This is a genomic window from Verrucomicrobia bacterium S94, from assembly GCA_004299845.1.
Taxonomy (GTDB): domain Bacteria; phylum Verrucomicrobiota; class Kiritimatiellia; order Kiritimatiellales; family Pontiellaceae; genus Pontiella.
In genome coordinates this window covers 2274010-2294880 of the sequence record CP036201.1, presented here as the reverse complement: position 1 = coordinate 2294880, position 20871 = coordinate 2274010, and the positions used below count along the sequence as shown (strand labels likewise).

Annotated in this window: 16 protein-coding genes; 8 read left to right on the top strand and 8 right to left on the bottom strand. The window is 53.6% G+C overall.

What is annotated here, in order from left to right; all coding sequences use genetic code 11:
- Window positions 1-6 precede the first annotated feature (6 nt).
- From gnd to EGM51_09695, 6 genes are all read left to right on the top strand, one after another.
- Complete coding sequence (gnd, locus tag EGM51_09720; GenBank protein QBG47657.1) at window positions 7-1458, top strand: decarboxylating NADP(+)-dependent phosphogluconate dehydrogenase; 1452 nt, start codon at window positions 7-9, stop codon at window positions 1456-1458.
- Between the two features lie 71 nt (window positions 1459-1529).
- Complete coding sequence (locus EGM51_09715; protein ID QBG47656.1) at window positions 1530-2810, top strand: DUF2088 domain-containing protein; 1281 nt, start codon at window positions 1530-1532, stop codon at window positions 2808-2810.
- Between the two features lie 3 nt (window positions 2811-2813).
- Entirely contained in the window at window positions 2814-4220 is a 1407-nt protein-coding gene (gene uxaC, locus EGM51_09710; GenBank protein ID QBG47655.1) for a glucuronate isomerase, read from the top strand.
- 174 nt (window positions 4221-4394) lie between these two features.
- Complete coding sequence (locus tag EGM51_09705) at window positions 4395-5873, top strand: alpha-L-fucosidase (protein QBG47654.1); 1479 nt, start codon at window positions 4395-4397, stop codon at window positions 5871-5873.
- Window positions 5874-5902: 29 nt separating this feature from the next.
- Complete coding sequence (locus EGM51_09700) at window positions 5903-6937, top strand: methyltransferase (protein ID QBG47653.1); 1035 nt, start codon at window positions 5903-5905, stop codon at window positions 6935-6937.
- Between the two features lies 1 nt (window position 6938).
- Entirely contained in the window at window positions 6939-8339 is a 1401-nt protein-coding gene (locus EGM51_09695) for an MFS transporter (protein ID QBG47652.1), read from the top strand.
- Here the strand turns inward: EGM51_09695 and EGM51_09690 are convergent.
- The 4 genes from EGM51_09690 to EGM51_09675 all read right to left on the bottom strand — a co-directional run bounded on the left by EGM51_09690 (window position 8326) and on the right by EGM51_09675 (window position 12497).
- On the bottom strand, window positions 8326-8613 hold the full coding sequence (locus tag EGM51_09690; protein ID QBG47651.1) for a hypothetical protein: 288 nt from the start codon (window positions 8611-8613) through the stop codon (window positions 8326-8328). The genes EGM51_09695 and EGM51_09690 overlap by 14 nt on opposite strands.
- Before the next feature lie 207 nt (window positions 8614-8820).
- Window positions 8821-10581, bottom strand: coding sequence for an ATP-binding cassette domain-containing protein (locus EGM51_09685; protein QBG47650.1), 1761 nt, complete (start codon window positions 10579-10581; stop codon window positions 8821-8823).
- 118 nt (window positions 10582-10699) lie between these two features.
- Window positions 10700-11707, bottom strand: coding sequence for a GTP-binding protein (locus tag EGM51_09680; protein QBG47649.1), 1008 nt, complete (start codon window positions 11705-11707; stop codon window positions 10700-10702).
- 100 nt (window positions 11708-11807) lie between these two features.
- Entirely contained in the window at window positions 11808-12497 is a 690-nt protein-coding gene (locus EGM51_09675) for a class I SAM-dependent methyltransferase (protein ID QBG47648.1), read from the bottom strand.
- A 213-nt stretch (window positions 12498-12710) separates the two neighbouring features.
- Between EGM51_09675 and EGM51_09670 the strand changes: the two genes are divergently transcribed.
- On the top strand, window positions 12711-13364 hold the full coding sequence (locus EGM51_09670; GenBank protein QBG47647.1) for a cyclic nucleotide-binding domain-containing protein: 654 nt from the start codon (window positions 12711-12713) through the stop codon (window positions 13362-13364).
- A gap of 8 nt (window positions 13365-13372) precedes the next feature.
- A complete protein-coding gene (locus EGM51_09665) occupies window positions 13373-14683 on the top strand; it encodes a hypothetical protein (GenBank protein ID QBG47646.1) in 1311 nt (436 codons plus the stop codon).
- Window positions 14684-14691: 8 nt separating this feature from the next.
- On the opposite strand, the gene EGM51_09660 is transcribed toward EGM51_09665, so the two are convergent.
- The 4 genes from EGM51_09660 to cysI form a co-directional block, all read right to left on the bottom strand.
- The gene (locus EGM51_09660; GenBank protein ID QBG47645.1) at window positions 14692-15291 is read right to left on the bottom strand and encodes a hypothetical protein; all 600 of its coding nucleotides are present in this window, start codon (window positions 15289-15291) and stop codon (window positions 14692-14694) included.
- 125 nt (window positions 15292-15416) lie between these two features.
- Complete coding sequence (locus EGM51_09655; protein QBG47644.1) at window positions 15417-17828, bottom strand: PAS domain S-box protein; 2412 nt, start codon at window positions 17826-17828, stop codon at window positions 15417-15419.
- A 494-nt stretch (window positions 17829-18322) separates the two neighbouring features.
- On the bottom strand, window positions 18323-19045 hold the full coding sequence (locus EGM51_09650; protein QBG47643.1) for a phosphoadenylyl-sulfate reductase: 723 nt from the start codon (window positions 19043-19045) through the stop codon (window positions 18323-18325).
- A 94-nt stretch (window positions 19046-19139) separates the two neighbouring features.
- On the bottom strand, window positions 19140-20867 hold the full coding sequence (gene cysI / locus EGM51_09645) for an assimilatory sulfite reductase (NADPH) hemoprotein subunit (GenBank protein QBG47642.1): 1728 nt from the start codon (window positions 20865-20867) through the stop codon (window positions 19140-19142).
- Between the last annotated feature and the right edge of the window lie 4 nt (window positions 20868-20871).

The following is a 20871-nucleotide window of genomic DNA, read 5'->3' as shown; positions in this document are numbered from 1 at the left end:
CATAAAATGGCAAAAGCAGATATCGGCCTGATCGGCCTGGCAGTGATGGGCGAGAATCTTGTTCTCAACATGGAGAGCAAGGGGTTCACCGTGGCGGTTTTCAACCGCACGGTGGAAAAAGTGGATAAATTTATTGAAGGTCGCGGAGCCGGAAAAAACTTTATCGGATGCAAGAGCATCGAAGAGTTCTGTGCCAGTCTGGAGCGTCCGCGTAAAGTGATGATGCTGGTGAAAGCCGGTGCGGCGGTGGATGCGCTGATTGAGCAGGTTCTGCCGCATCTTGAAGAAGGCGATATTATCATCGATGGCGGAAACAGCCATTATCCGGATACGATCCGCCGGACGGAATATGTGGAAAGCAAAGGGCTGCTCTACATCGGCACCGGGGTTTCCGGCGGGGAAGAAGGGGCACTGCTCGGCCCGTCCATTATGCCCGGTGGTTCCGAAGCGGCGTGGGCATCGGTTAAACCGATTTTTCAGAAAATTTCCGCCCATACGGAGACCGGAGAACCCTGCTGCGAATGGGTGGGCTCCGACGGTGCCGGCCATTTTGTTAAGATGGTGCACAACGGGATCGAATACGGCGACATGCAGATGATCTGCGAAACCTACCAGATGATGAAAGAGGGACTCGGCCTCAGTAACGAAGAGATGCACGATGTCTTTAAAGCGTGGAATGAGAGTGAGCTGGATTCGTATCTGATTGAAATCACCCGCGATATTCTCGGCTATAAAACCGAAGAAGGCGAAGCGGTGATCGACTCGATTCTCGATACCGCCGGGCAGAAAGGGACCGGAAAATGGACAGCGGTTTCGGCGCTGGACTTCGGTCAGCCGCTGACGCTGATCGGCGAAGCGGTTTTTGCACGTTGTCTTTCGGCGCTGAAAGAGGAGCGTGTGGCTGCCTCGAAGGTGCTGAACGGTCCGGATACGGTGTTCGAAGGGGATAAAGCGGCGATGATTGAGGATCTCAAACAGGCGCTCTATGCTTCCAAGATTGTTTCGTATGCTCAGGGATATCAGCTCATGCGTGCAGCGGCGGAAGAGTATGGGTGGACATTAAACAACGGTGAGATTGCACTGATGTGGCGCGGCGGCTGTATTATCCGTTCGGTCTTCCTTGGAAAAATCAAGGAAGCGTTCGATGCCAATCCGGATCTCGTGAATCTGCTGCTGGATCCGTTCTTTAAAGACGCGGTTGAAAATGCGCAGGCATCGTGGCGGCGGGTGGTTATGAAATCCGCTGAGCTGGGTATTCCGATGCCGGCGATCAGTGCGGCGCTGGCCTATTTTGACGGCTATCGTTCGGCGCGGCTTCCGGCGAATCTGCTGCAGGCGCAGCGCGACTATTTCGGTGCACATACCTATGAACGCCTCGATAAGCCGCGCGGGGAATTCTTCCACACCAACTGGACCGGACGCGGCGGCGATACGTCTGCGTCCACTTATATCGTGTAAGTGAAATTTCCGGCGTTGTACCGGGAAACCGGGTACAGCGCCGGATACTCCGTCAACAAACGGGAGTTGTTATGATCGGCAGATTCGGCGAGCAGGTTTCCATTTCCGGTGAAGAGCTCCGTGAACTGGTTTCGCAATGTCTGGAACATACCGGGGTTCTGAAGCGCGTTCTTATTCTGCCGCCGGATCATACGCGGCTGAATTCCATGGCCGGTCCGATTACGGAAATGGTTTATGAACAGCTGACCGCTGACGGGGTGGAGGTGGATATTCTGCCCACGCTCGGGACGCATAATCCGATGACGGATGCGCAGCTGCGGATGATGTTCGGGGATAAAATTCCTCTGGACCGGTTCCGGGTGCACGACTGGCGGAATGACGTGGTGCGCAAAGGCGAAATTTCCGGCGATATGCTTGCAGAACTGTCCGCTGGAAAGGTGAATTATACCGTTGGGGTTGAAGTCAACCGGATGCTGTTTGACGGTTATGATCTGATTCTTTCGGTCGGTCAGGTGGTGCCGCATGAGGTCGTGGGTATGGCCAACTACACGAAAAATATCGTGGTGGGGGCCGGCGGTTCAGATATCATTAATAAGTCGCACTTTCTCGGTGCGGTGGCCGGTATTGAACATATTCTGGGACAGACGGATTCGCCGGTGCGCCGGCTGTTTAATCATGCGGTGGATACGTATCTGTCGGATCTTCCGATCACCTATATTCTGACGGTGATGGAGCAGAATTATGATACCGGCGAAATGCATATGCGCGGATTTTATGCCGGTCGGGATGCGGCTGTTTTCGAGGAGGCCTGCAAACTGGCGCGTGCGGTGAACATCACGCTGCTGGATCGCGAGCCGAAGAAAGTGGTGGTCTATCTCGATCCGCACGAATTTCAAAGTACCTGGCTGGGGAATAAGTCGGTTTACCGCACGCGCATGGCGATTGCGGACGGCGGTGAACTCATTGTACTGGCACCGGCGCTGAAGGAATTCGGCGAGGATCCGACGATTGATAAACTGATTCGGAAGTTCGGCTATTGCGGTACACCGGCGACGCTGAAGCATGTGGAAGAGGATGAAGAACTGCGGTCCAATCTGGGGGCGGCAGCGCATCTGATTCATGGTTCGTCGGAGGGGCGTTTTCATATTACGTATTGCCCGGGCCGGGATGTGACGCTCGATGAAGTACGGTCGGTCGGATTTGATGCGGTATCCTATGAAGAAATGGCCGGGCGGTATGATCCCGCTGTTCTTAAGGACGGCTGGAACATTCTGCCGGACGGGGAAGAGATCTATTATATTTCCAATCCGGCACTGGGGCTCTGGGCGTTTAAGGACAAATTTAAGGAGTAGACGATGAAAAAATTCATGGACGAGGATTTTCTCCTCAGAACGAAGACGGCAATTAAGCTGTATCACGATCATGCAAAAGATATGCCGATTTATGATTATCACTGCCACCTGCCGCCGCAGGAGGTGGCGGAGGATAAGCAGTATGAAAACCTGGCGGAAATCTGGCTGGGCGGCGACCATTACAAATGGCGGGCCATGCGGTCGAACGGAGTGAAGGAAAAATACTGCACGGGTGATTCATCGTGGAAGGAAAAATTCGATGCCTGGGCGGCGACGGTGCCGCATACGCTGCGTAATCCGCTCTATCACTGGACGCATCTTGAGCTGCGGCGTTATTTTGACATTGATACGCTGCTGAGCCCGGCGACGGCGGATGCGATTTATGAAGAGTGCACGGCCAAGCTGCAGACGCCGGAATTCAGCGCGCGTAATCTGATGCGTAAAATGAAGGTTAAGGTGGTCTGCACGACGGATGATCCGGTGGATAACCTGGATTATCATAAACAGGTGGCGGCCGATGGTTTTGAGATCCGAATGCTGCCGACATTCCGGCCGGATAAAGCCGCCAAACTGGCGGACCCCGAAGCGTATAAAGCATATATTCAGACACTGGAAAAAGCGGCGGATCAGGAGATTAACGGTTTTGAGGATCTGGTTGCGGCGATTGATAAGCGCCATGCTTATTTCCATTCAGTGGGCTGCCGCCTTTCGGATCACGGACTGGATTATGTGCCGGATGCCGATGCAACGGGGGCGGAGCTCGATACGATTTTTAACAAGGTGATGACCGGAGGTCCGGCGACACAGGGTGAGCAGGATCAGTTTCTGGCGGTGTTTTTATATGAAGTGGCGAAAATGCACCATGCACGCGGCTGGGCACAGCAGTTCCATGTGGGCGTGTTCCGTAATAACAATACGCGGCTGTTCAATGCGCTGGGTCCGGATACCGGTTTTGACTCGATTGCAGACTACCGCCAGGGGCCGGGGCTGATTCGTCTGCTGGACCGGCTTGATGCTTCCGATCAGCTGGCCCGGACCATTCTGTATAACATTAATCCGGCCGATAATGAGCTGTTCGCCACCATGATCGGGAATTATCAGGACGGTTCGGTTCCGGGCAAAATGCAGTTCGGTTCCGGATGGTGGTTCCTGGATCAGAAAGACGGGATGGAAAAGCAGATGAATGCACTGTCGCTGCTGGGGCTGCTGAGCCGTTTTGTCGGCATGCTGACGGATTCACGCAGTTTCCTGTCGTATCCGCGTCATGAATATTTCCGGCGTATTCTCTGCAACCTGCTCGGAAGCGATGTGGAAAACGGGGAGATCCCGGCGGATATGGAGCTGCTGGGGCAGATGGTGGAAAATATCTGTTATAACAACGCGGTCGAATATTTTGGGATCGACGTATAAATTCGTCCAGGCCGAAAGAGCCATGATCCGGATCCTGAGTGAACGGTTCTGACAGAATCGGACATAACCGCAACAGTAGCGGATATAGACAAAAGCCGCAAATTGCCGGACACTTTTCCGTTAATTAATCAGTGGTGGGCCGACCGGCCCGCCTGTTTTTTATGGAGAAGTTGAATGAGGGTATTTGTGGGACTTGCTCTGGCAGGTCTGGCTTTGACGGCCGGTGCTGAAAAATTTGAGCCGACGTGGGATTCACTGCGGCAGTATGAATGTCCGGAATGGTTTCAGGATGCAAAATTCGGCATTTATGCGCACTGGGGAGTTTATTCGGTTCCGGGAGCTCCGGGGAACAGCGACTGGTATGGTCGGAATATGTATAAGGCCGGTCATCCCAACCGTCGTTTTCATGAAGAGCATTACGGGCCGCTGGATGAATTCGGCTATAAGGATTTTGTGCCCATGTTCACCGGCGAAAAGTTCGATGCTGACGAATGGGCGGAGCTGATGGTGGAAGCCGGTGCCCGGTTCGGCGGTCCGGCGGGTGAACATGCTGATGGTTTTTCCATGTGGGCTTCGAAGGTCAATCCGTGGAATGCGGTTGATATGGGGCCGAAACGTGATGTCGTGGGTGAACTGGAAAAGGCGGTTCGCAAGCGCGGCCTGAAATATGTGGTGAGTCTGCATCATTCGTGGCTGTGGGGCTGGTTTCCGACCTGGCAGAAAGGTACCGATTGCGCCGATCCGGCGAATGCTTCGCTCTACGGACCGAAAGTGCCGGAAACCGCACAGCAGCTGAAAAAAGCAAAGGGCAGATCGAACGGCGCGTTGCCGTTGCCGTATCCCGAGTGGGAACAGGTGTGGCTGGAAAAGGTGAAGGAAGTGGTCGAGGGGTATTCCCCGGATCTGCTCTGGTTTGATAACCGCGTCCGGATTCTTTCAGAGAACATCCGTCAGGAGATGCTCGCTTTTGCATACAACAAAGCCGATGCACGCGAGCAGGAGTTTGTGCTGACCTTTAAACGCCCCGATTTCCCGCTGGGCGTCGGCACCGTTGATCTGGAGCGTTCCCGTATGCCTGAGATTTATCCGGAACCGTGGCTGACCGACACCTCTATTTCCCCGGGAACATGGTCGTGGTCGCGGGATATTGAATATTACAGCACCGACCGGCTGATTCATGATCTGGTGGATATCGTCAGTAAAAACGGATGTCTGCTGCTGAATATTGCGCCGCATCCGGATGGATCAATTCCGGCAGAGCAGCGGCGGATTCTGCGGGAAATGGGCGCGTGGCTGAAACTGAACGGTGAAGCCATTTATGAGAGCCGACCGTGGATTTATTACGGGGAGGGGCCGACAGAAACCAAGGTGGGCCATTTGGCGGACCGGCATTTCGATGGCTTTACGGAGCAGGATATCCGGTTTACGGAGCGCGACGGGCAGCTGTATGCCATTGCATTCGGATGGCCGGCGTCAGGAACGCTTTCGATCGAGACTTTCGGGCGTGCATTTTACAACACCGAAATCAAGGGTGTGGAACTGATCGGGCACCGGGGCGGACTGAAATGGGAGCGGAAGACGTTTTCGCTGGATATCCGGCTTCCGAAAAGGAAACCGTGCGAGCACGCGTTTGTGTTCCGCATCATGCGTTAACTTGAACAACCAGGGGAAAGGGAAATCAGATGGATCATATTGAACGATTTATTAATACTATTGAACGTAAACCCGTTGACCGTCCGGCGAGCTGGATGGGGCAGCCGACCGAGGCGGCACTTGAGGGGCTGTTCAGCTATTTCGGCGTCGGCAGTATCACGGAGATGAGCCTGAAGCTGGACGACGATGTCGTGACGCTGGAGATGCCGTATCATTCGCCGACGGCCGATGCCATCCATATGGCACTCGATTTTTCCAACCATGGAAAAGTCGGAAATGAAGAGCGTACACTGGGTGAGACCGGATTTTTCAAAGGGGTGGAGGACCCGGCGCGCGTGGACGATTTCGACTGGCCGGATCCGTCGAAATATATAGATCCGGATCTCTGCCGGAAATTGGTGGATGAGCTTCCGCAGGACCGTGCACGGATGGCGATTCTCTGGTCATCGCATTTTCAGGATACCAACGCGGCGTTCGGTATGGAGGAGGCGATGATGATGATGTACGATTCGCCGGAGATGTACCATGCAGTCATTAACCGCTGCACCGATTTCTACCTGGAAGCGAATAAGATTTTCTATGAAGCGGTGGCCGATAAAATCCACGCGGTGCTGATCGGTAATGATATGGGCAGCCAGCAGGGGCTGATGGTTTCGCCGGAACTGCTGCATGAGTTTGTAACTCCGAGTAATGTTCGGCTGATTGAACAGGCCAAGTCGTATGGTCTGAAAGTTATTTACCATTCGTGCGGTGCGGTTGCGGATATTATTCCGGATCTGATTGAAAGCGGTGTGGATGTGGTGCATCCGATCCAGGCGCTGGCCGCCGGTATGGAGCCGCAGGGGTTGAAGGACCGGTTCGGCGACAAGGTTTCGTTCTGCGGCGGGGTTGATGCGCAGAATCTGCTGGTGAACGGAACACCCGAAGAGGTGGCGGCCAAAGTGATGGAGCTGAAGTCGATCTTTCCGACCGGTCTGGTGATTTCGCCCAGTCATGAGGCGATTCTTCCGGACATTCCACCGGCCAATATTGAAGCGCTGCTGAATGCCGTAAAGGGGAAATGAAATGAATGAAGTCAAAGAAGCCGGGTCGAAACTGTATCTGTGGTTTATCTGCCTGGTGGCGGGAGCGGGAGGCATCCTGTTCGGTTATGATGTGATCGTGGTATCCGGCACCACCTCAGAGGTGACCGACCTGTTTGCATTTACGCCAACCCAGACCGGCTTCTTTGTCAGCAGCACCTTACTGGGCTGTGGTATCGGTTCATTCTGTTCCGGTTTTATTGCGGATAAATTCGGCCGGAAAGCGCTGATTATTATCGCATCGGTACTGATTTTTATATCTGCGGTGTGGAGCGGTCTGGCCGGCGGTGCGGTCCAGCTGATTCTGGCCCGCGTTATCGGCGGCATGGGGATTGGTGCAGCGACAATGGTCTGTCCGCTGTATATATCGGAAGTGGCACCGGAAAAATACCGTGGCGGACTGGTGACGTTGTATCAGTTTACCATCACTATCGGTATTGTGGTCTGTCTGCTCGTGAACTGGAAAATTTTCGGCTATGCCGAGGGTCATGCCGAGGATACGACGCTTTCCGGAATATGGAAATGGTTTGCGGTGGATCAGTACTGGCGGTTTATGTTTGCGGCGGAAGCCATTCCCGGCATTCTGTTTCTGGGCTGTACGGCCTTTCTGCCGGAAACCCCGCGCTGGCTGATCAAAAATGATCGCGTACAAAAAGGGCTGACGGTTCTACAGCGGATCAACGGTCCGGAGCGGGGGCAGGAGGTGGCTTCAGAGATTCAGGAAGCCATTCGGATGGAGTCTGATGTTCATCTCTACGACCTGTTTACCGCCCGACTCTGTCGGCCGCTGGTGCTCTCCATGCTGGTCTGTTTTTTTGCCGAGGCCTGTGGAATTGCCGCTGTGCTCTATTATGCGCCGAAGATTTTTGAAGCGGCCGGTTTCACCACCGGTGCGGCACTGGGCAGTTCGCTTACCATCGGTCTCGCCAATATGGGCGCTACTGTTTTTGCGCTCTTTTTTATGGATCTGCTCGGCCGCCGGAAGCTGTTGATTATCGGCTCTGTCGGCATGCTGATTTCCCATCTGATACTGGGGACCCTGTTTTTCAGGGACAACATGGGTATTCCGGTTGTGATTGCGGTAAATGCGTTCATTGCTTCATTTGCCTGTGCAATCGGTCCTGTAAAATTTGTTTTTATTTCAGAGGTTTTTCCGAATCGGATCCGGGGAATGGCGATTTCGGTGGCGAGCATCGCTATCTGGCTGACCAGTGCTCTGGTTACCCAGTTGTTTCCTATGATGCAGGCGACGATGCCGACGCATTTCATCTTTTTCATCTTTGCGGCTGTCGTGGCGGTATCATTACCGTTTTACTTTTTCTTTCTGCCCGAAACCAAAGGCCGGACGATCGAAGAGCTGGAAAAGGAATTTATTCGTCCTTAGCCGGGGTTCCCGGCTTTTCCTTCTGAAACCTGTTGTGCAGTTTCTGCTTCTGCCGGTTGACAAAGGTTGTCGCTTTGGGAAAGCGGCGTTCGAGCCCGTCGCGGATTCTGCCAAACAGGGGAACTTCATCGGCCAGCAGGTAGATGCCCAGCAGAATGCTCAGCAGTCCCTGACCGGGCGTGATGCACATGATGATGCCGACGACGATACAGAACCAGCCCGCGATGTGTTTCGCAATGAGCCTGGCATGTTTGTTCCTGATGAGCCGTTTCATAGTTTGAACCTTTTCAGTTCAATCGTTAATGGTCAACCGGCATATTCTGTCTGTCTGCCAACCATTAACCCATAATCGCCGCAACGGGGGCACAAAAAAACCACGGATTTAAAAATGCGACCTGACCTCGTGGCCCCAAGTGCCGCACTTCAGCACAGGCTACTGCCGTAAGGGGGACGGCTTTTCCTGCAATTCCGTGGTTCGTGATCATAGACGTTCCAGTTCGTCCCAGCGTTCAAAACTTTTTTCAAGTTCCTGAGGAATGGCTTCGGCCCGGGCCGTGGCGGCCTGAATTTCCTCCGGCGGTTTCTGATAGAAAGCCGGATCGGTCATGGCCTGCTGCAGCTCCTCAAGTTCCGCCTCCAGCTGTTCGATGCGTTTCGGCAGATTTTTCAGTTCCTCCCGCTCTTTATTGGTCAGTTTCCGGGTTGTAACCTTTTTTTCAGCGGTTTTCGGGGTTTCGGCCTTTGTTTCCCCGGTTGCTGAACGTTGGGCCAGCCAGTCATCATACCCGCCGGCATATTCTCCGATCCGTCCTTCACCCTCGAAAACCATGGTGCCGGTCACTACGTTGTTCAGAAAGGCGCGGTCGTGGCTGACCAGCAGGAGTGTGCCTTCATAGGCCGCCAGCAGTTCTTCCAGCAGTTCGAGGGTTTCAACATCCAGGTCGTTGGTCGGTTCGTCGAGCACCAGTACATTGCAGGGTTTCGTGAACAGTTTGGCCAGCAGGAGGCGGTTGCGTTCTCCGCCGGACAGAATAGACACCGGCGAGCGTGCGCGGTCGGGCGAAAAGAGAAAATCCTGGAGGTAGCCGAGCACATGTTTTTTCCGGTTGCCGATGGTGATGGTTTCATCGGGAGCAATATTTTCGGCCACGGTTTTGTCTTCGTCGAGAATGGCCCGGTGCTGGTCAAAATAGGCCACCTCCAGTTTGGTGCCGTGTTTTACCGTACCGGTTTCAGGTTCCAGCTGTTTCAGCAGCAGTTTAATCAGGGTGGATTTTCCGCAGCCGTTCGGCCCGATGATGCCGATTTTGTCTCCGCGCATGATTTCGACATTGAAGTTCTGAATCAGAGGTTCTCCATCGTAGTTATAGGAAACATTTTCCGCCGTAATGACTTTTCGGCCCGAAACTCCGGCTTCGACCGCCTTCATGTTCACCGTCCCAGACTGCATCCGTCGTGCGCGCCGCTCGTCCCGCATTTTTTCCAGAGCCCGGACGCGCCCCTCGTTCCGAGTGCGCCGTGCCTTGATGCCTTTCCGGATCCAGATTTCCTCCTGAGCCAGTTTTTTATCAAACTGCGCCCATTGTTCCTGTTCGCCCTCCAGCAGCTGCTGTTTGCGTTTCAGGTAGGTGTTATAATCGCAGGCCCACGAATGCAGGTGGCCGCGGTCCAGTTCAACAATGCGCGTTGCCAGTCTACGCAGAAAGGAGCGGTCATGGGTTACAAAGACGACGGTGCCCCGATACCGCTGGAGAAAATTTTCCATCCAGTTGATTGATTCAATATCGAGATGGTTGGTCGGTTCATCGAGTACGAGAATATCCGGTTCGCAGACCAGCGCCTGCGCCAGCAGAGCGCGGCGTTTCTGTCCGCCCGACAGTTCATTGAATTTAAGATGGTTTTCAAGATTTACCAATGAAACCGCTTTGTCGACCGCCTGATGCGAAACATAGTCGTCGTGCGGATTGTCCAGTCCCTGGAAAACCAGTTCCTCAATGGTGTGCGGAATATCATTCGGCACATTCTGACGCAGACGACGGACTTTGAGCCCGGGCTGCCGGATGATTTCGCCGTCGTCGGGTTCGATGGAGCCGTCGATGATTTTCAAAAGCGTTGATTTGCCTTCACCGTTTCGGCCGACTAGGCAGATTCGTTCGCCGCGTTCGATCTGCAGCGTAGCGTTGTTCAGCAGCAGGGGACCGCCGAAGGCTTTCTGAATATTCTGTAAACTGAGCAGTGCCATATTCTTTCCCAAACAAAAGAACCGCGCATTCTCCAGATTTTCCATCGGTTGGAAAGCAGAAAGACCGGAAGGAATTGCGAACGGACGCCTGAAGGCGTCCAGAGATGGTATACCGGGCTTAATTCGGCATAATACAATTCAAGAGCTGTTCTTCCCAGACGGGCTCAATTTTCGGGGCGATGATTTCAACCCGGCTTTCCGCACATTCATCAATGGGTATTTCGGTTAAGCCGTCTGCCGTCAGGTTATACCCGAAAATACCTTTGTCGGTAATAAATACGCCTTTCATCCGTTCCGCGTCCAGTCCGCTGAAAAATGAAAACAGTCTGCTATGGTCAAATACCCGATGCGGTGTGAAGCGCCAGCCGACACTCTGGAAGCCTTCGCCCTCATTCTCCGCTTTAAGGTATCCCGCTTCCGGAATCGGTATCTCGGAAATGGAGGGGTTCCGATTTTCGTGATGATGGTGATGATGCGTTTCCGCTTCGGTTGCGCGGGTCCGGCCTTCCAGTGCGGAGGGTTCCAGCATGCCCTGTTCGGTGATCAGGAGTTTTACATGAGCCGCACCGTGCTGTTTTGCGTAGCGCTCCAGAGCCCGTCGGTCCTTTTCCTCATACAGATCTGATTTATTCCCCACAATGAGATCGGCAATGGCGATCTGCTGATTGAAGGTCTGGTGATCCGTGTAGCGAGAATCGGAAAGGTGCCGGGCATCCACAAGGGTGACAATTTTCTGGATGGCGAGACTTTCCTGATAATGTTCTCCGGAGAGCACGCCGAGTACTTCAACCGGGTGTCCGAGTCCGGTCGGTTCAATCAGCAGCCGGTCGGGACGAGCTGTGGTGAGCAGCATATTCAACGCAATCTGCATGGGCAGGCCGGCGGTACAGCACATGCAGCCCCCGGGAACTTCACGGATAAAAACGCCCTGTTCCTGGCTGTGCTGTCCTTCAAAAAGGCTTCCATCGATCCCGATTTCGCCGAACTCATTCACCAGAACCGCCCATTTTTCGGAGGGCGGTTTATTTTTCAGCAGATGTAGAATCGCCGAAGTTTTTCCGGTGCCGAGAAAGCCGGTAATGATGTTGGTGGGTACGCGGTGGATTGGTTTTTTATTTTCCATAATGCGTTCTCGTATATCTTCAGCATCCGTTTCGTGTCACGGAAAATGTATGTGTGTTTATTCCGGTCTGCCGCGGACTGTATTAAGGCGGGCGATCACCTGCTTATGGTTCTTCGCTGCGGATTTTCAGCATTCGGTTCCCGTTTTTCTGAAATTCATAGGGCACGGGTTCAATGACGGCGTGGAAGCCTTCCCGTTCCAGTCGGTCAATCAGCGGCCGGAGGTGTCGCGACGGAACCGCCCCAAGTTCCAGCAGAGGAAAAATCCGGACTTCCCGGGCGACACGGCAGAGTTCGCGAACGGATTTGAAATGGAAGGTTTTCGAAAAATGGGCACTGTAGAGAAACAGAAAATGGGAGCAGAGTGCGAGGTCGAACGATCCATCAGCAAACGGCAGCTCCGGGAGCATACCGGCGATATAACGCCCCGCCTCTTTCCCGTTCGGATAGTCCGAAAGGAAGGCATGCATTGCTTCCATGCGGATTTTGCCCAGCTCTTCCGGCGACCGGATATTTTTCCAGACAAATTCCTGGCGGTTATTCCGGGTCTGCTCCATCACCGTGTCGTAGGTTTCGTTGATTCTTTCCCGGATTTCCTCGGCGGAAAAGCGGTAGATCGGATCGATGGAAATGACATCTCCGCCCTGTTGGGTCAGGGTGGCATTAAACGATGCCGGTCCGTCACCGCAACCGAGCACGCGGCCCTGCAGGTCGGATGCAGACAGGTTGAACATCGATACGTATTCTGTATAGGTGCGTCCCCACGGGACCGCATTTTCCAGTTTGAAACTCATGCTGTCTTTTAAAGTTGTGCCAAACGTTAAAACTATCCGGTATAAATTAGATCCCTCGCGACGCAGAGAAATTCAGTTATAAATGGTTCCGCGCTCTCTGCGTCGCTGCGCGGAATAACGCTGTCGTTACGACCGGAATGTTTTAGTAAATGGTATTACAGATCGCTTTTAGATTGTGTCCGGGATGGATATCGCATCCGGACCTTCTTTGCAATGTCTTGCTGTCTGAAAGAGCTGTGTTGTCGGGATGTGACGTTTTTCCGATTAATAGCATCCGGTGCTGATAAAGAAATCTCTGCTGTCCATGTTCTGTTGCGGGAAAATGAAATTTCCGGTTCCGTCCCGCGACGTTCATTTAGTATGGTTGCTGATATGGCGACTGAGAAATACAGGCCTCCGTTGCTGGAGGTGGAGAAGGTGCTTCCGATCCTGAACCGGATTTCGTTGTTCGGGGCATTGGATGATACGCAGTTGTATACGGTTTTCCGGATGCTGGAAACCGAGCAGTATCGCAAGGGCGAGTTTGTGTTTCGTCAGGGCGATGCGCCGGATCATATCCGGATTATTGAAAAGGGTCGGATTCGGCTGGTTGAAAATGTGGACGGCACGCCGATGGAATTGTTTGAATTCGGTCCGGGCGATTGTTTCGGCGAAACCTCGGTGCTGGCGATTCACCCTCATACCGCGGATGCGCTGGCACTGGAGGATACGGATCTGCTGGTGGTGCCGCGGGAAAAGCTGTTTGCGCTGTACGAACGCGATCCGAAACTGTTCGGTATGCTTATGATGAATATTGCGCGTGAAGCCAGCCGGCGTTTAAACCGAACGGAAGAAGTGATGCTGCATTACGCATTGGGAAGAAAATAGGAAACGTGATGAGAATACAGAGTTTGATGGCGGGGCTGATGCTGGCCGGTGCGGTTTTTGCGGGTACGCCGAAGCAGGTATTGATTGTGGCCGGAAAACCGAGCCACGGGCCGGGGGAACATGAATTTCCGGCCGGGGCGGAACTGCTGGCTAAAGCGCTGAATGAATCCGGGCAGCCGCTCCGGGCTTCGGTCTGTGTGGAAAAATGGCCGATTGCTGTGGAGCTGGAGGATATCGATTCGCTGGTACTCTATTGCGACGGTAATGCGGATCATCTGGCGATCGGTCATGAGGGCGAACTGCTGAAACTGTCCAATGAAGGGGTGGGTATGGTGGTGCTGCACTATGCGCTTGACGGAACGGATGGACTGTTGGATGAAACCCTGATGAAGGTGGTCGGCGGATATTATCATGACGAAGAATCCGCGAACCCGCTCTGGACGGTGAAGGATCCTTTCTTTGCGGCCAATCATCCGGTTACGCGGGGGCTCAAGCCGTATGAACTGAAGGATGAGTGGTATTTTAATCTGCGTTTCGGTGATGTGATCCCGGTTATGATGGCTAAACCGCCGGAGGAGGAGAAGGTGCATACGCTGGCCTGGACCTTCGGTGATAATGCCTTCGGGTTTACCGGCGGGCATTTCCATCGGAACTGGGCCGAGCCGAATTTCCGTAAAATGGTACTGAATGCGATTGTCTGGTCGGCCGGACTTGAGGTCCCGGATGAGGGGATTGAGTCGGCGGAGCCTATTGTGGTTAAAAATAAAACGATACTGCATGCCATTGCCAAAGGGGATCCGGTGGATGTGAAAAATCATCTGCTGCTGGGTGCCGATGTGAACCGGAAAAACAAACAGGGCTGGACGCCGCTGCATTTTGCAACTGTGCGCGGTCAGACCGAATGTGCTGAGGTGCTGGTGGCCAAAGGTGCGGAACTCGACGAACGTACGGGAACGCTGAAAACGCCGTTGCATCTTGCGGCGGATCGCGGATACCTTGAAATCGTTAAACTGCTGGCGGAAAGCGGAGCGGATCTCGGGGCAGAGGATGATGAGGGATGGACGCCATTGCATTATGCGGCCGAAAAGGACCGTGTTGACGTGGCGGCGTATCTGGTAGCGCAGGGTGCCGAGGTGAATGCAATCAGTAAGCGGGGGGGGACGCCGCTGATCGAGGCCTCGGCTTCCGCGAGCCCTGAAATGGTCAACCTGCTGCTGGACCATGGTGCGGATCCGTCGATTGCGGCAACCAACGGCATGACAGCTCTGGATTATGCGGTCGAACTCGGAAACGAACCGGCGCAGCGGATTCTGAAGTAGACGATCCTTTATTTTCTGTTCAGGGCTGTGGGGGTGTGAACTTCGGCAAGGGCCTGCTTCTGCTCTTCCTGTTTGCACAGACCGATGGCGACCTTGCGGGCGACCCAGGAGATAAACTGCATGTTGTTTTTGAAATAACTGCGGGTGAGGCCGATCCGGTTTGCGGTACGGGTGAACCAGCTGTGGGGCCAGGCGTGCACCTTGACAGAGTAGAGAATGCCCAGATCGTCGAGGTCGGTTATCCGCAGATGGATGATGACGTCGTAGTAGCCGAATTTGCGTTTTCCGCCAGCCATGACGATGTAGTCGTAGGTGGTTTCATCGGTCTGTTTTCTGTAGAGTTCGGTTATGTCGGTACGATTTCCGTATTCATTGATGTAGTAATAGCGGTGCTCCCCGATTTCAAAGACGGGAAAATCAACGGTGCCGTTTTCTGAAACGGAGCGGGCGAACTCATCCTGTACGGCGGTGACGAGGTCGGGATTATTCAGCACCGTGACCGCTGTTTTGAATTTTATGGGTAGAATCTCGGCGGTGCCCAGCCGGATACAGTTTCGCGTGAGAACGGCTTCGGCATCCGGGTTATTCACCAGCTCTGCCGTATTCATGGCCGCAGCGGGAAGCAGCAGGAGGATAAATAAAAGCTGTATAAGAATCCGTTGCATGGTGAAATATTAGAGAGCAGTAACGACTGCCGTTCAATGCTTAAACGTCTTGGATCGTCCGGCCGGAATCAGGATTCCGGTGTTGTGCGGGAATGTTCCGTTTTTTGGGATAAACTGATGCCCGGCAGTTGGCGGGGCGGTTGGGAGAGGGGATCCACCTTGATCAGAATACAGGAAAGATCGTCGGCGAAGTCGCCGCCAGCGCAGAACTGCCGGATGGAGTTTTCAATGATATCGAGTATTTCCGCCGCGGATTTTTTATGGTTTTTTCCGATGATCCGACACAGGCGTTCGGTTCCGAACATTTCGCCTTCCGGATTCCGGGTTTCCGTGAGGCCGTCCGAGAAAAAGAGGAAACAGTCATTGGCTTTAAACGGAAGGGAGAGGGTGGTGTATTCTTCGTCTTCAAGCATACCCATGGGCGGGCTGGTGCCGACATGCAGCGTGCAGCGTTTGTCGTAGTCATTCCAGCGGATGATTTCAGTGTGTCCGCAGTGTACGAATTCAAGCAGCTGCTGTTCGATGTTGAGCCGGGCGTAGCAGAGGGTAATGAAGGATTCGAAGGCAATCAGTTCGGGAACAATACGCAGGTGCAGCTGATATACGATTTCGCCGGTGGGTGGAAGGCCGGCATGGGATTCGCTCTCGAGGGCGGAAATCAGCGCCTGATGCCAGGCGGTTTTAATGCCCGCGGCGAGCAGGGCGGCGTTAATGCCTTTGCCCATGACATCACCGATAATGAGGTCCAGACAGTTTTTGCTGCCGCTCCAGCAATGGTAGTCATAAAAGTCACCTGAAACGGTTTGCGATGGAACGCTCAGGGCACTGATTTTAAGGTTTCCGATCATGGCGGGCGGCGTGCCGATCAGCAGCGTTTCCTGAATATGGGCCGCCAGGTTGACCTCTTTTTTCCGGGCTTTTTCAAGTTCGTTGAGTGCCTGTTTGCGCTCGGAAATATCAATGAAACTGATCAGCAGATGAACTTTGCCGGCATAGTCAATTGGAACAGTGTTTTTGAGAATGGTGATGGTTTGGCCCTGTGCGTTGGTGATCGTACATTCTTTATTCTGTTCCAGATAACCCGGGGTTAAATTCTGTGTCGTGTAATGGGCGGTGTTTTCTGTGAAGATTTTTCCTGATTTTCCGGGAAGATCGTCTTCCGGAACGCCGAGAATGGCGGCACAGGCGGCATTGGCTTCGATGATTTTATTTGAATCCGGATCGACCACCATGATGCCGGACTGAATATTGCCCAGAATGGAGGCGATTCTCCGATGACTTTCCTTAAGATCCCTGGTGCGTTCAATGACCCGCAGCTCCATGCTTTCGTGGGCGCTTCGGAGTTGGAATTCGCGTTTTCTGATGGTATCGGCCATCAGGTTGAAATCGCGGAAAAGGAGCTGAATTTCGAGGATGTTGGAATGGATGGCGGGGGGCTGCTCAGCGGTTTTTCCGTTTGCCATTGCCGTGGCCATTTCGCGCAGACTTTCGAGCGGGTTTACAAACGAGCGGAGACTGAGGCGGGTGGTGAGACGGAGCGTGAAGAGTGCGCTCAGCAGCAGGATAATGCCTGTGGTGATGATCAGCTCTTTCTGGAAGCCGATCAGGGGGCGGAAACGAACCCTGTAAAACAGCTGGAGATCATGCCGGTCGAGATAGGCGATATGGGGGGATGCACTGATTTCCGGGCCGTACGAGGCGATCAGTTTGCCGTGTTTAATCAGCTGCACCTGTTCATTCTCCAGCATGGATGAAAGGTGAAGGGACTCATCAAGTTCCGAGAGGGGCATTTCTGTCAGCAAGGTGCCGAGCAGTTTCTCATTGAGGTGGACGGGGACCGCCAGGCGCCAGAAGGTATTCGTCCCGTTACCGCTGACGGAGGAGTGATGATCGGCTGCATTTTTCCGGAAGCTATTGATAAATGATGCGTGGCCATAATCGAAAACCGGGGCTCCTTTGGTCGAATAAATCGGCTGCCCGTTAAGGTCGAGCAGTACCGTTTTGTGGTTCCTGCCAAGCAGGGGCAGATTACCCATCACATCTTCAAGGTAGGTCCTGCTGTTTTCGGGATGCTGGAGGGCCAGACCAATGAGCGGCAGGCTCGCATAATCGTGCAGGATCTGAATGCGGTCATTCAGAAACGTGTCAATACGTGTGCTGAGCTGCTGTACGCTCTGGTTCAGATTCCGTTCGCTCAGCGGTTTAAAATGCAGCTCGATTGCCCAGAGCATGGCACCGAAAAGAAGCAGTCCGCAACAGAACAGGGCAATGCTGAGCGAGTTGGATAAAGCGCGGACGGCGGGGATCCCTTTCACCGGTTCCTCTTTCGGGGCTGCAGCAAAACCGGTTTGTTCCGCCCCGGGTTTCAGAGCAGACATCAGATTCTGTTCAAGGTTATCACTGCTCAACCTGTTTTTATTTTTCCGGTTCATAATCAACCGCAGGCCCTTCCGGGTTAAATTTCGTCTGATGAATATCATCGGATGATCCAGCGGTCACGCACCCTTTTGATTTACATGCAAACCGTATGCCAAGTGGACGGATCTGCCGCCGGAGCAGAGCCGGCGAAAGAGCATCGCTTGTTTTATGCAGAAAATTCTGTCGGAGTATACCAAACGTTAAAACGATCCGGTATAAATCTGATCCCTCGCAGAGGCACTGAGGACGCAGGGAAATTCAGTCATAAAGGGCTCCGCGCGTTCTGCGTCTCTGCGCGGAATAACGCTGTCGTTAAGACCGGAATGTTTTATTAAATGGTTATTATATGCGGCGCACCTCGTCGGCCGTCAGAGATGAGAACTTTTCCTGAAGATGTGAACCTCATGCACGGAAAGACGGATATCCCGGCCTTTTTATAGATTTAATAAAGGACCCGCTTCGATTCCGTGCAAAAAACCACGAGTGTCAGGAGCGGGGAAAAGCGCAGGTCTGATAAGATCTGAATAAGACGCGGAGTGCCGGCCTTATCGCAGCGTCAAATACCGCCGCCGTTTTTGAAGTTAAGGTGCAGTCCGCATTCCTTGTGTTCGGGGCTTTCCCACCACCAGCGTCCGGCGCGCTCGTCCTCGCCTTCGCGGCAGGGGCGGGTGCAGGGGGCGCAGCCGATGGAAAGGTAGCCTTCGTCGTAGAGGCGGTTATGGGGAACCTTGTGCTCTTCGGCATAATACCAGAGATCGCCTTTTGACCAATGGATCAGCGGATTGATTTTCATCAGGCCCTCGTGCACCGGGTCGCTTTCAATAAATTCAAGTCCGCCGCGCGTTTCGCTCTGCTCCTTCCGGCGGCCGGTAATCCAGGCGCTGTAGCCTTCAAGCGCACGGCCGAGCGGTTCAACTTTACGAATGCTGCAGCATTCCCGCCGGTTTTCAGTACTCTCCTTAAACGAGAACAGGCCTTTTTCGGTTTCCAGCTTTTCGACGGCTTCGTACTTAGGGAAAACCCATTCAACGTTGATGCCGTATTTGTAGCGGACCGCATCGGCGCATTCGTAGGTTTCCTCGGGAAGGCGGCCGGTATCGATGGAAAAAACGCGCACCGGTTTATTGACCTGATGCAGCATGTCCAGCAGCACAAGTCCGCCGAGCTGAAAGCTGGTCGCCATGCAGATTTCATCCCCGAAATGGTCAATGGCCCGCGACAGCACTTCGAGGGAATCCTTGGGCTCTATGCCGGAGAATAGATGTTGGTATTCAGTCATTGATTTAGTCTTATTAGGTAGTATTAATCGGCAGAAGCTGAGTGAACCGGTGATGTACGAAACGTCAGCGGGGAATCAGACCTCCATCATTCATTTAAATGCCGCTGGAAATGAATCCTTCCGGATTTTTATGGAAATCGCGGCCGTCGTAGACCGGCGGAACGACGGCGGTCCGGACACAGAAATCGCCGAAACCTTCGCCTTTTTTCCGCTCGTTGGCATATTTTTCAATCAGGGGTTCCAGGGTCTGGAGAATTTCCTCTTCGCCGATGTTCTCCTTGTAGAGTTTCACCAGCCGCGTGCCTTTACCGTCACCGCCGAGGTAGAGGTTGTATTTTCCCGGTGCCTTGCCGATAAAGGCGATTTCCGCCAGATAGGGGCGGGCACAGCCGTTCGGACATCCGGTCATACGGACCACGATCGGCTGATCGGATAAACCGTGTTTGTCAACGATCCCCTCCAGTTTGGTGATCAGGTCCGGCAGATAGCGTTCGGCTTCCGCCATGGCCAGTCCGCAGGTCGGCAGTGCCACACAGGCCATACTGTTCCGGCGCAGCAGGCTGATGCCTTGACGGTAGAGGCCGTGTTCAACCGCCAGTTTTTCAATGTCGGCCTTTTTACTTTCGGCCACCTGAGCCACGATCAGGTTCTGTGTGGCAGTGATGCGGAAATTTCCTTTATGGAGATCCGCGATTTTCAGCAGTCCCTGCAGCATTTTCGGGCCGTCGTCGTAATCTTTGATGCGGCCGTGCTCGATGAACATCGTCAGGTTCCAGGTGCCGTCGGCATTCTTCACCCAGCCGAACCGGTCGGAGTGCATGGTGAATTCAAAGGGTTTGGCTTTTTTGAATTTTTTACCGGTGCGCTCTTCGACGTGTTTTTTGAAGGTTTCCACACCCATATCATCGATCGTGTATTTCAAACGTGCATGTTTACGGTTCAGGCGGTCCCCGAAATCACGCTGGGTGGTAACGAAGGCCTCTGCAAAGGTGCAGAGATCCTGCTGTTCAATAAACCCGAAGTTTTTCGCAATCTGCGGATAGGTTTCGGGTTCACCATGGGAAGCGCCCATGCCGCCGCCGGCGAGTACGTCATAGCCCAGCAGTTTTCCGTCTTTGACAATGGCGACAAAGCTCAGGTCGTTGCCGTTGACATCCACATCGTTATGGGGCGGGACGGCGATGGCGATTTTGAATTTACGCGGCAGATAGGTGTCGCCGAGAATCGGTTCGGACTCTTCTTTGAAGTCCACGATTTTTTCCTGATCGAGCCAGATCTCATGATAGGCGGCCGTTTTCGGCAGCAGGTGTTTACTGACGGCGATCGCGTCTTTATAAATCGTTTCGTGCAGTTCCGATTCCACCGGATTGGTGTTGCAGAGCACGTTGCGGTTCACATCGCCGCAGGCGGCGATGGAATCGATCATGACCTTATTGATGTTCTGGATCAGTTCTTTGATGTTGCGTTTCAGAATACCATGATACTGGAAGGTCTGACGCGTGGTGAGGCGAATGCCGCCGCCGGTGAGGTTCCGCGAAATTTCATCAATGGCTTTCCATTGTTCGGCGGTGATGACTCCGCCCGGCAGCCGGGCGCGGAGCATGAAACTATGGAGCGGCTCCAGTTTCTGATGGCGGCGTTCGTCGCGGAGATCGCGGTCATCCTGCTGATAAAATCCATGGAATTTGGTCAGCTGTGTATCGTCCGGGGATAGGCCGCCGGTGGTGGCATCCTTCAGCCCTTCTTCAATGGTTCCGCGCAGATGGCGGCTACGGGCTTTAATGTGTTCGTTTTCGCTCAATTGTTTTTCGTCGTGGCTCATGGGG

Bases quoted from the DNA above. Each gene is read 5' to 3' on its own strand.
- EGM51_09695 (QBG47652.1), top strand. From the start codon at position 6,939: ATGAATGAAGTCAAAGAAGCCGGGTCGAAACTGTATCTGTGGTTTATC.
- EGM51_09690 (QBG47651.1), bottom strand. From the start codon at position 8,613: ATGAAACGGCTCATCAGGAACAAACATGCCAGGCTCATTGCGAAACAC.
- EGM51_09675 (QBG47648.1), bottom strand. From the start codon at position 12,497: ATGAGTTTCAAACTGGAAAATGCGGTCCCGTGGGGACGCACCTATACA.
- gnd (QBG47657.1), top strand. From the start codon at position 7: ATGGCAAAAGCAGATATCGGCCTGATCGGCCTGGCAGTGATGGGCGAG.
- EGM51_09665 (QBG47646.1), top strand. From the start codon at position 13,373: ATGAGAATACAGAGTTTGATGGCGGGGCTGATGCTGGCCGGTGCGGTT.
- uxaC (QBG47655.1), top strand. From the start codon at position 2,814: ATGAAAAAATTCATGGACGAGGATTTTCTCCTCAGAACGAAGACGGCA.
- EGM51_09655 (QBG47644.1), bottom strand. From the start codon at position 17,828: ATGATATTCATCAGACGAAATTTAACCCGGAAGGGCCTGCGGTTGATT.
- EGM51_09650 (QBG47643.1), bottom strand. From the start codon at position 19,045: ATGACTGAATACCAACATCTATTCTCCGGCATAGAGCCCAAGGATTCC.
- cysI (QBG47642.1), bottom strand. From the start codon at position 20,867: ATGAGCCACGACGAAAAACAATTGAGCGAAAACGAACACATTAAAGCC.
- EGM51_09670 (QBG47647.1), top strand. From the start codon at position 12,711: ATGTCTTGCTGTCTGAAAGAGCTGTGTTGTCGGGATGTGACGTTTTTC.
- EGM51_09660 (QBG47645.1), bottom strand. From the start codon at position 15,291: ATGAATACGGCAGAGCTGGTGAATAACCCGGATGCCGAAGCCGTTCTC.
- EGM51_09685 (QBG47650.1), bottom strand. From the start codon at position 10,581: ATGGCACTGCTCAGTTTACAGAATATTCAGAAAGCCTTCGGCGGTCCC.
- EGM51_09700 (QBG47653.1), top strand. From the start codon at position 5,903: ATGGATCATATTGAACGATTTATTAATACTATTGAACGTAAACCCGTT.
- EGM51_09705 (QBG47654.1), top strand. From the start codon at position 4,395: ATGAGGGTATTTGTGGGACTTGCTCTGGCAGGTCTGGCTTTGACGGCC.
- EGM51_09715 (QBG47656.1), top strand. From the start codon at position 1,530: ATGATCGGCAGATTCGGCGAGCAGGTTTCCATTTCCGGTGAAGAGCTC.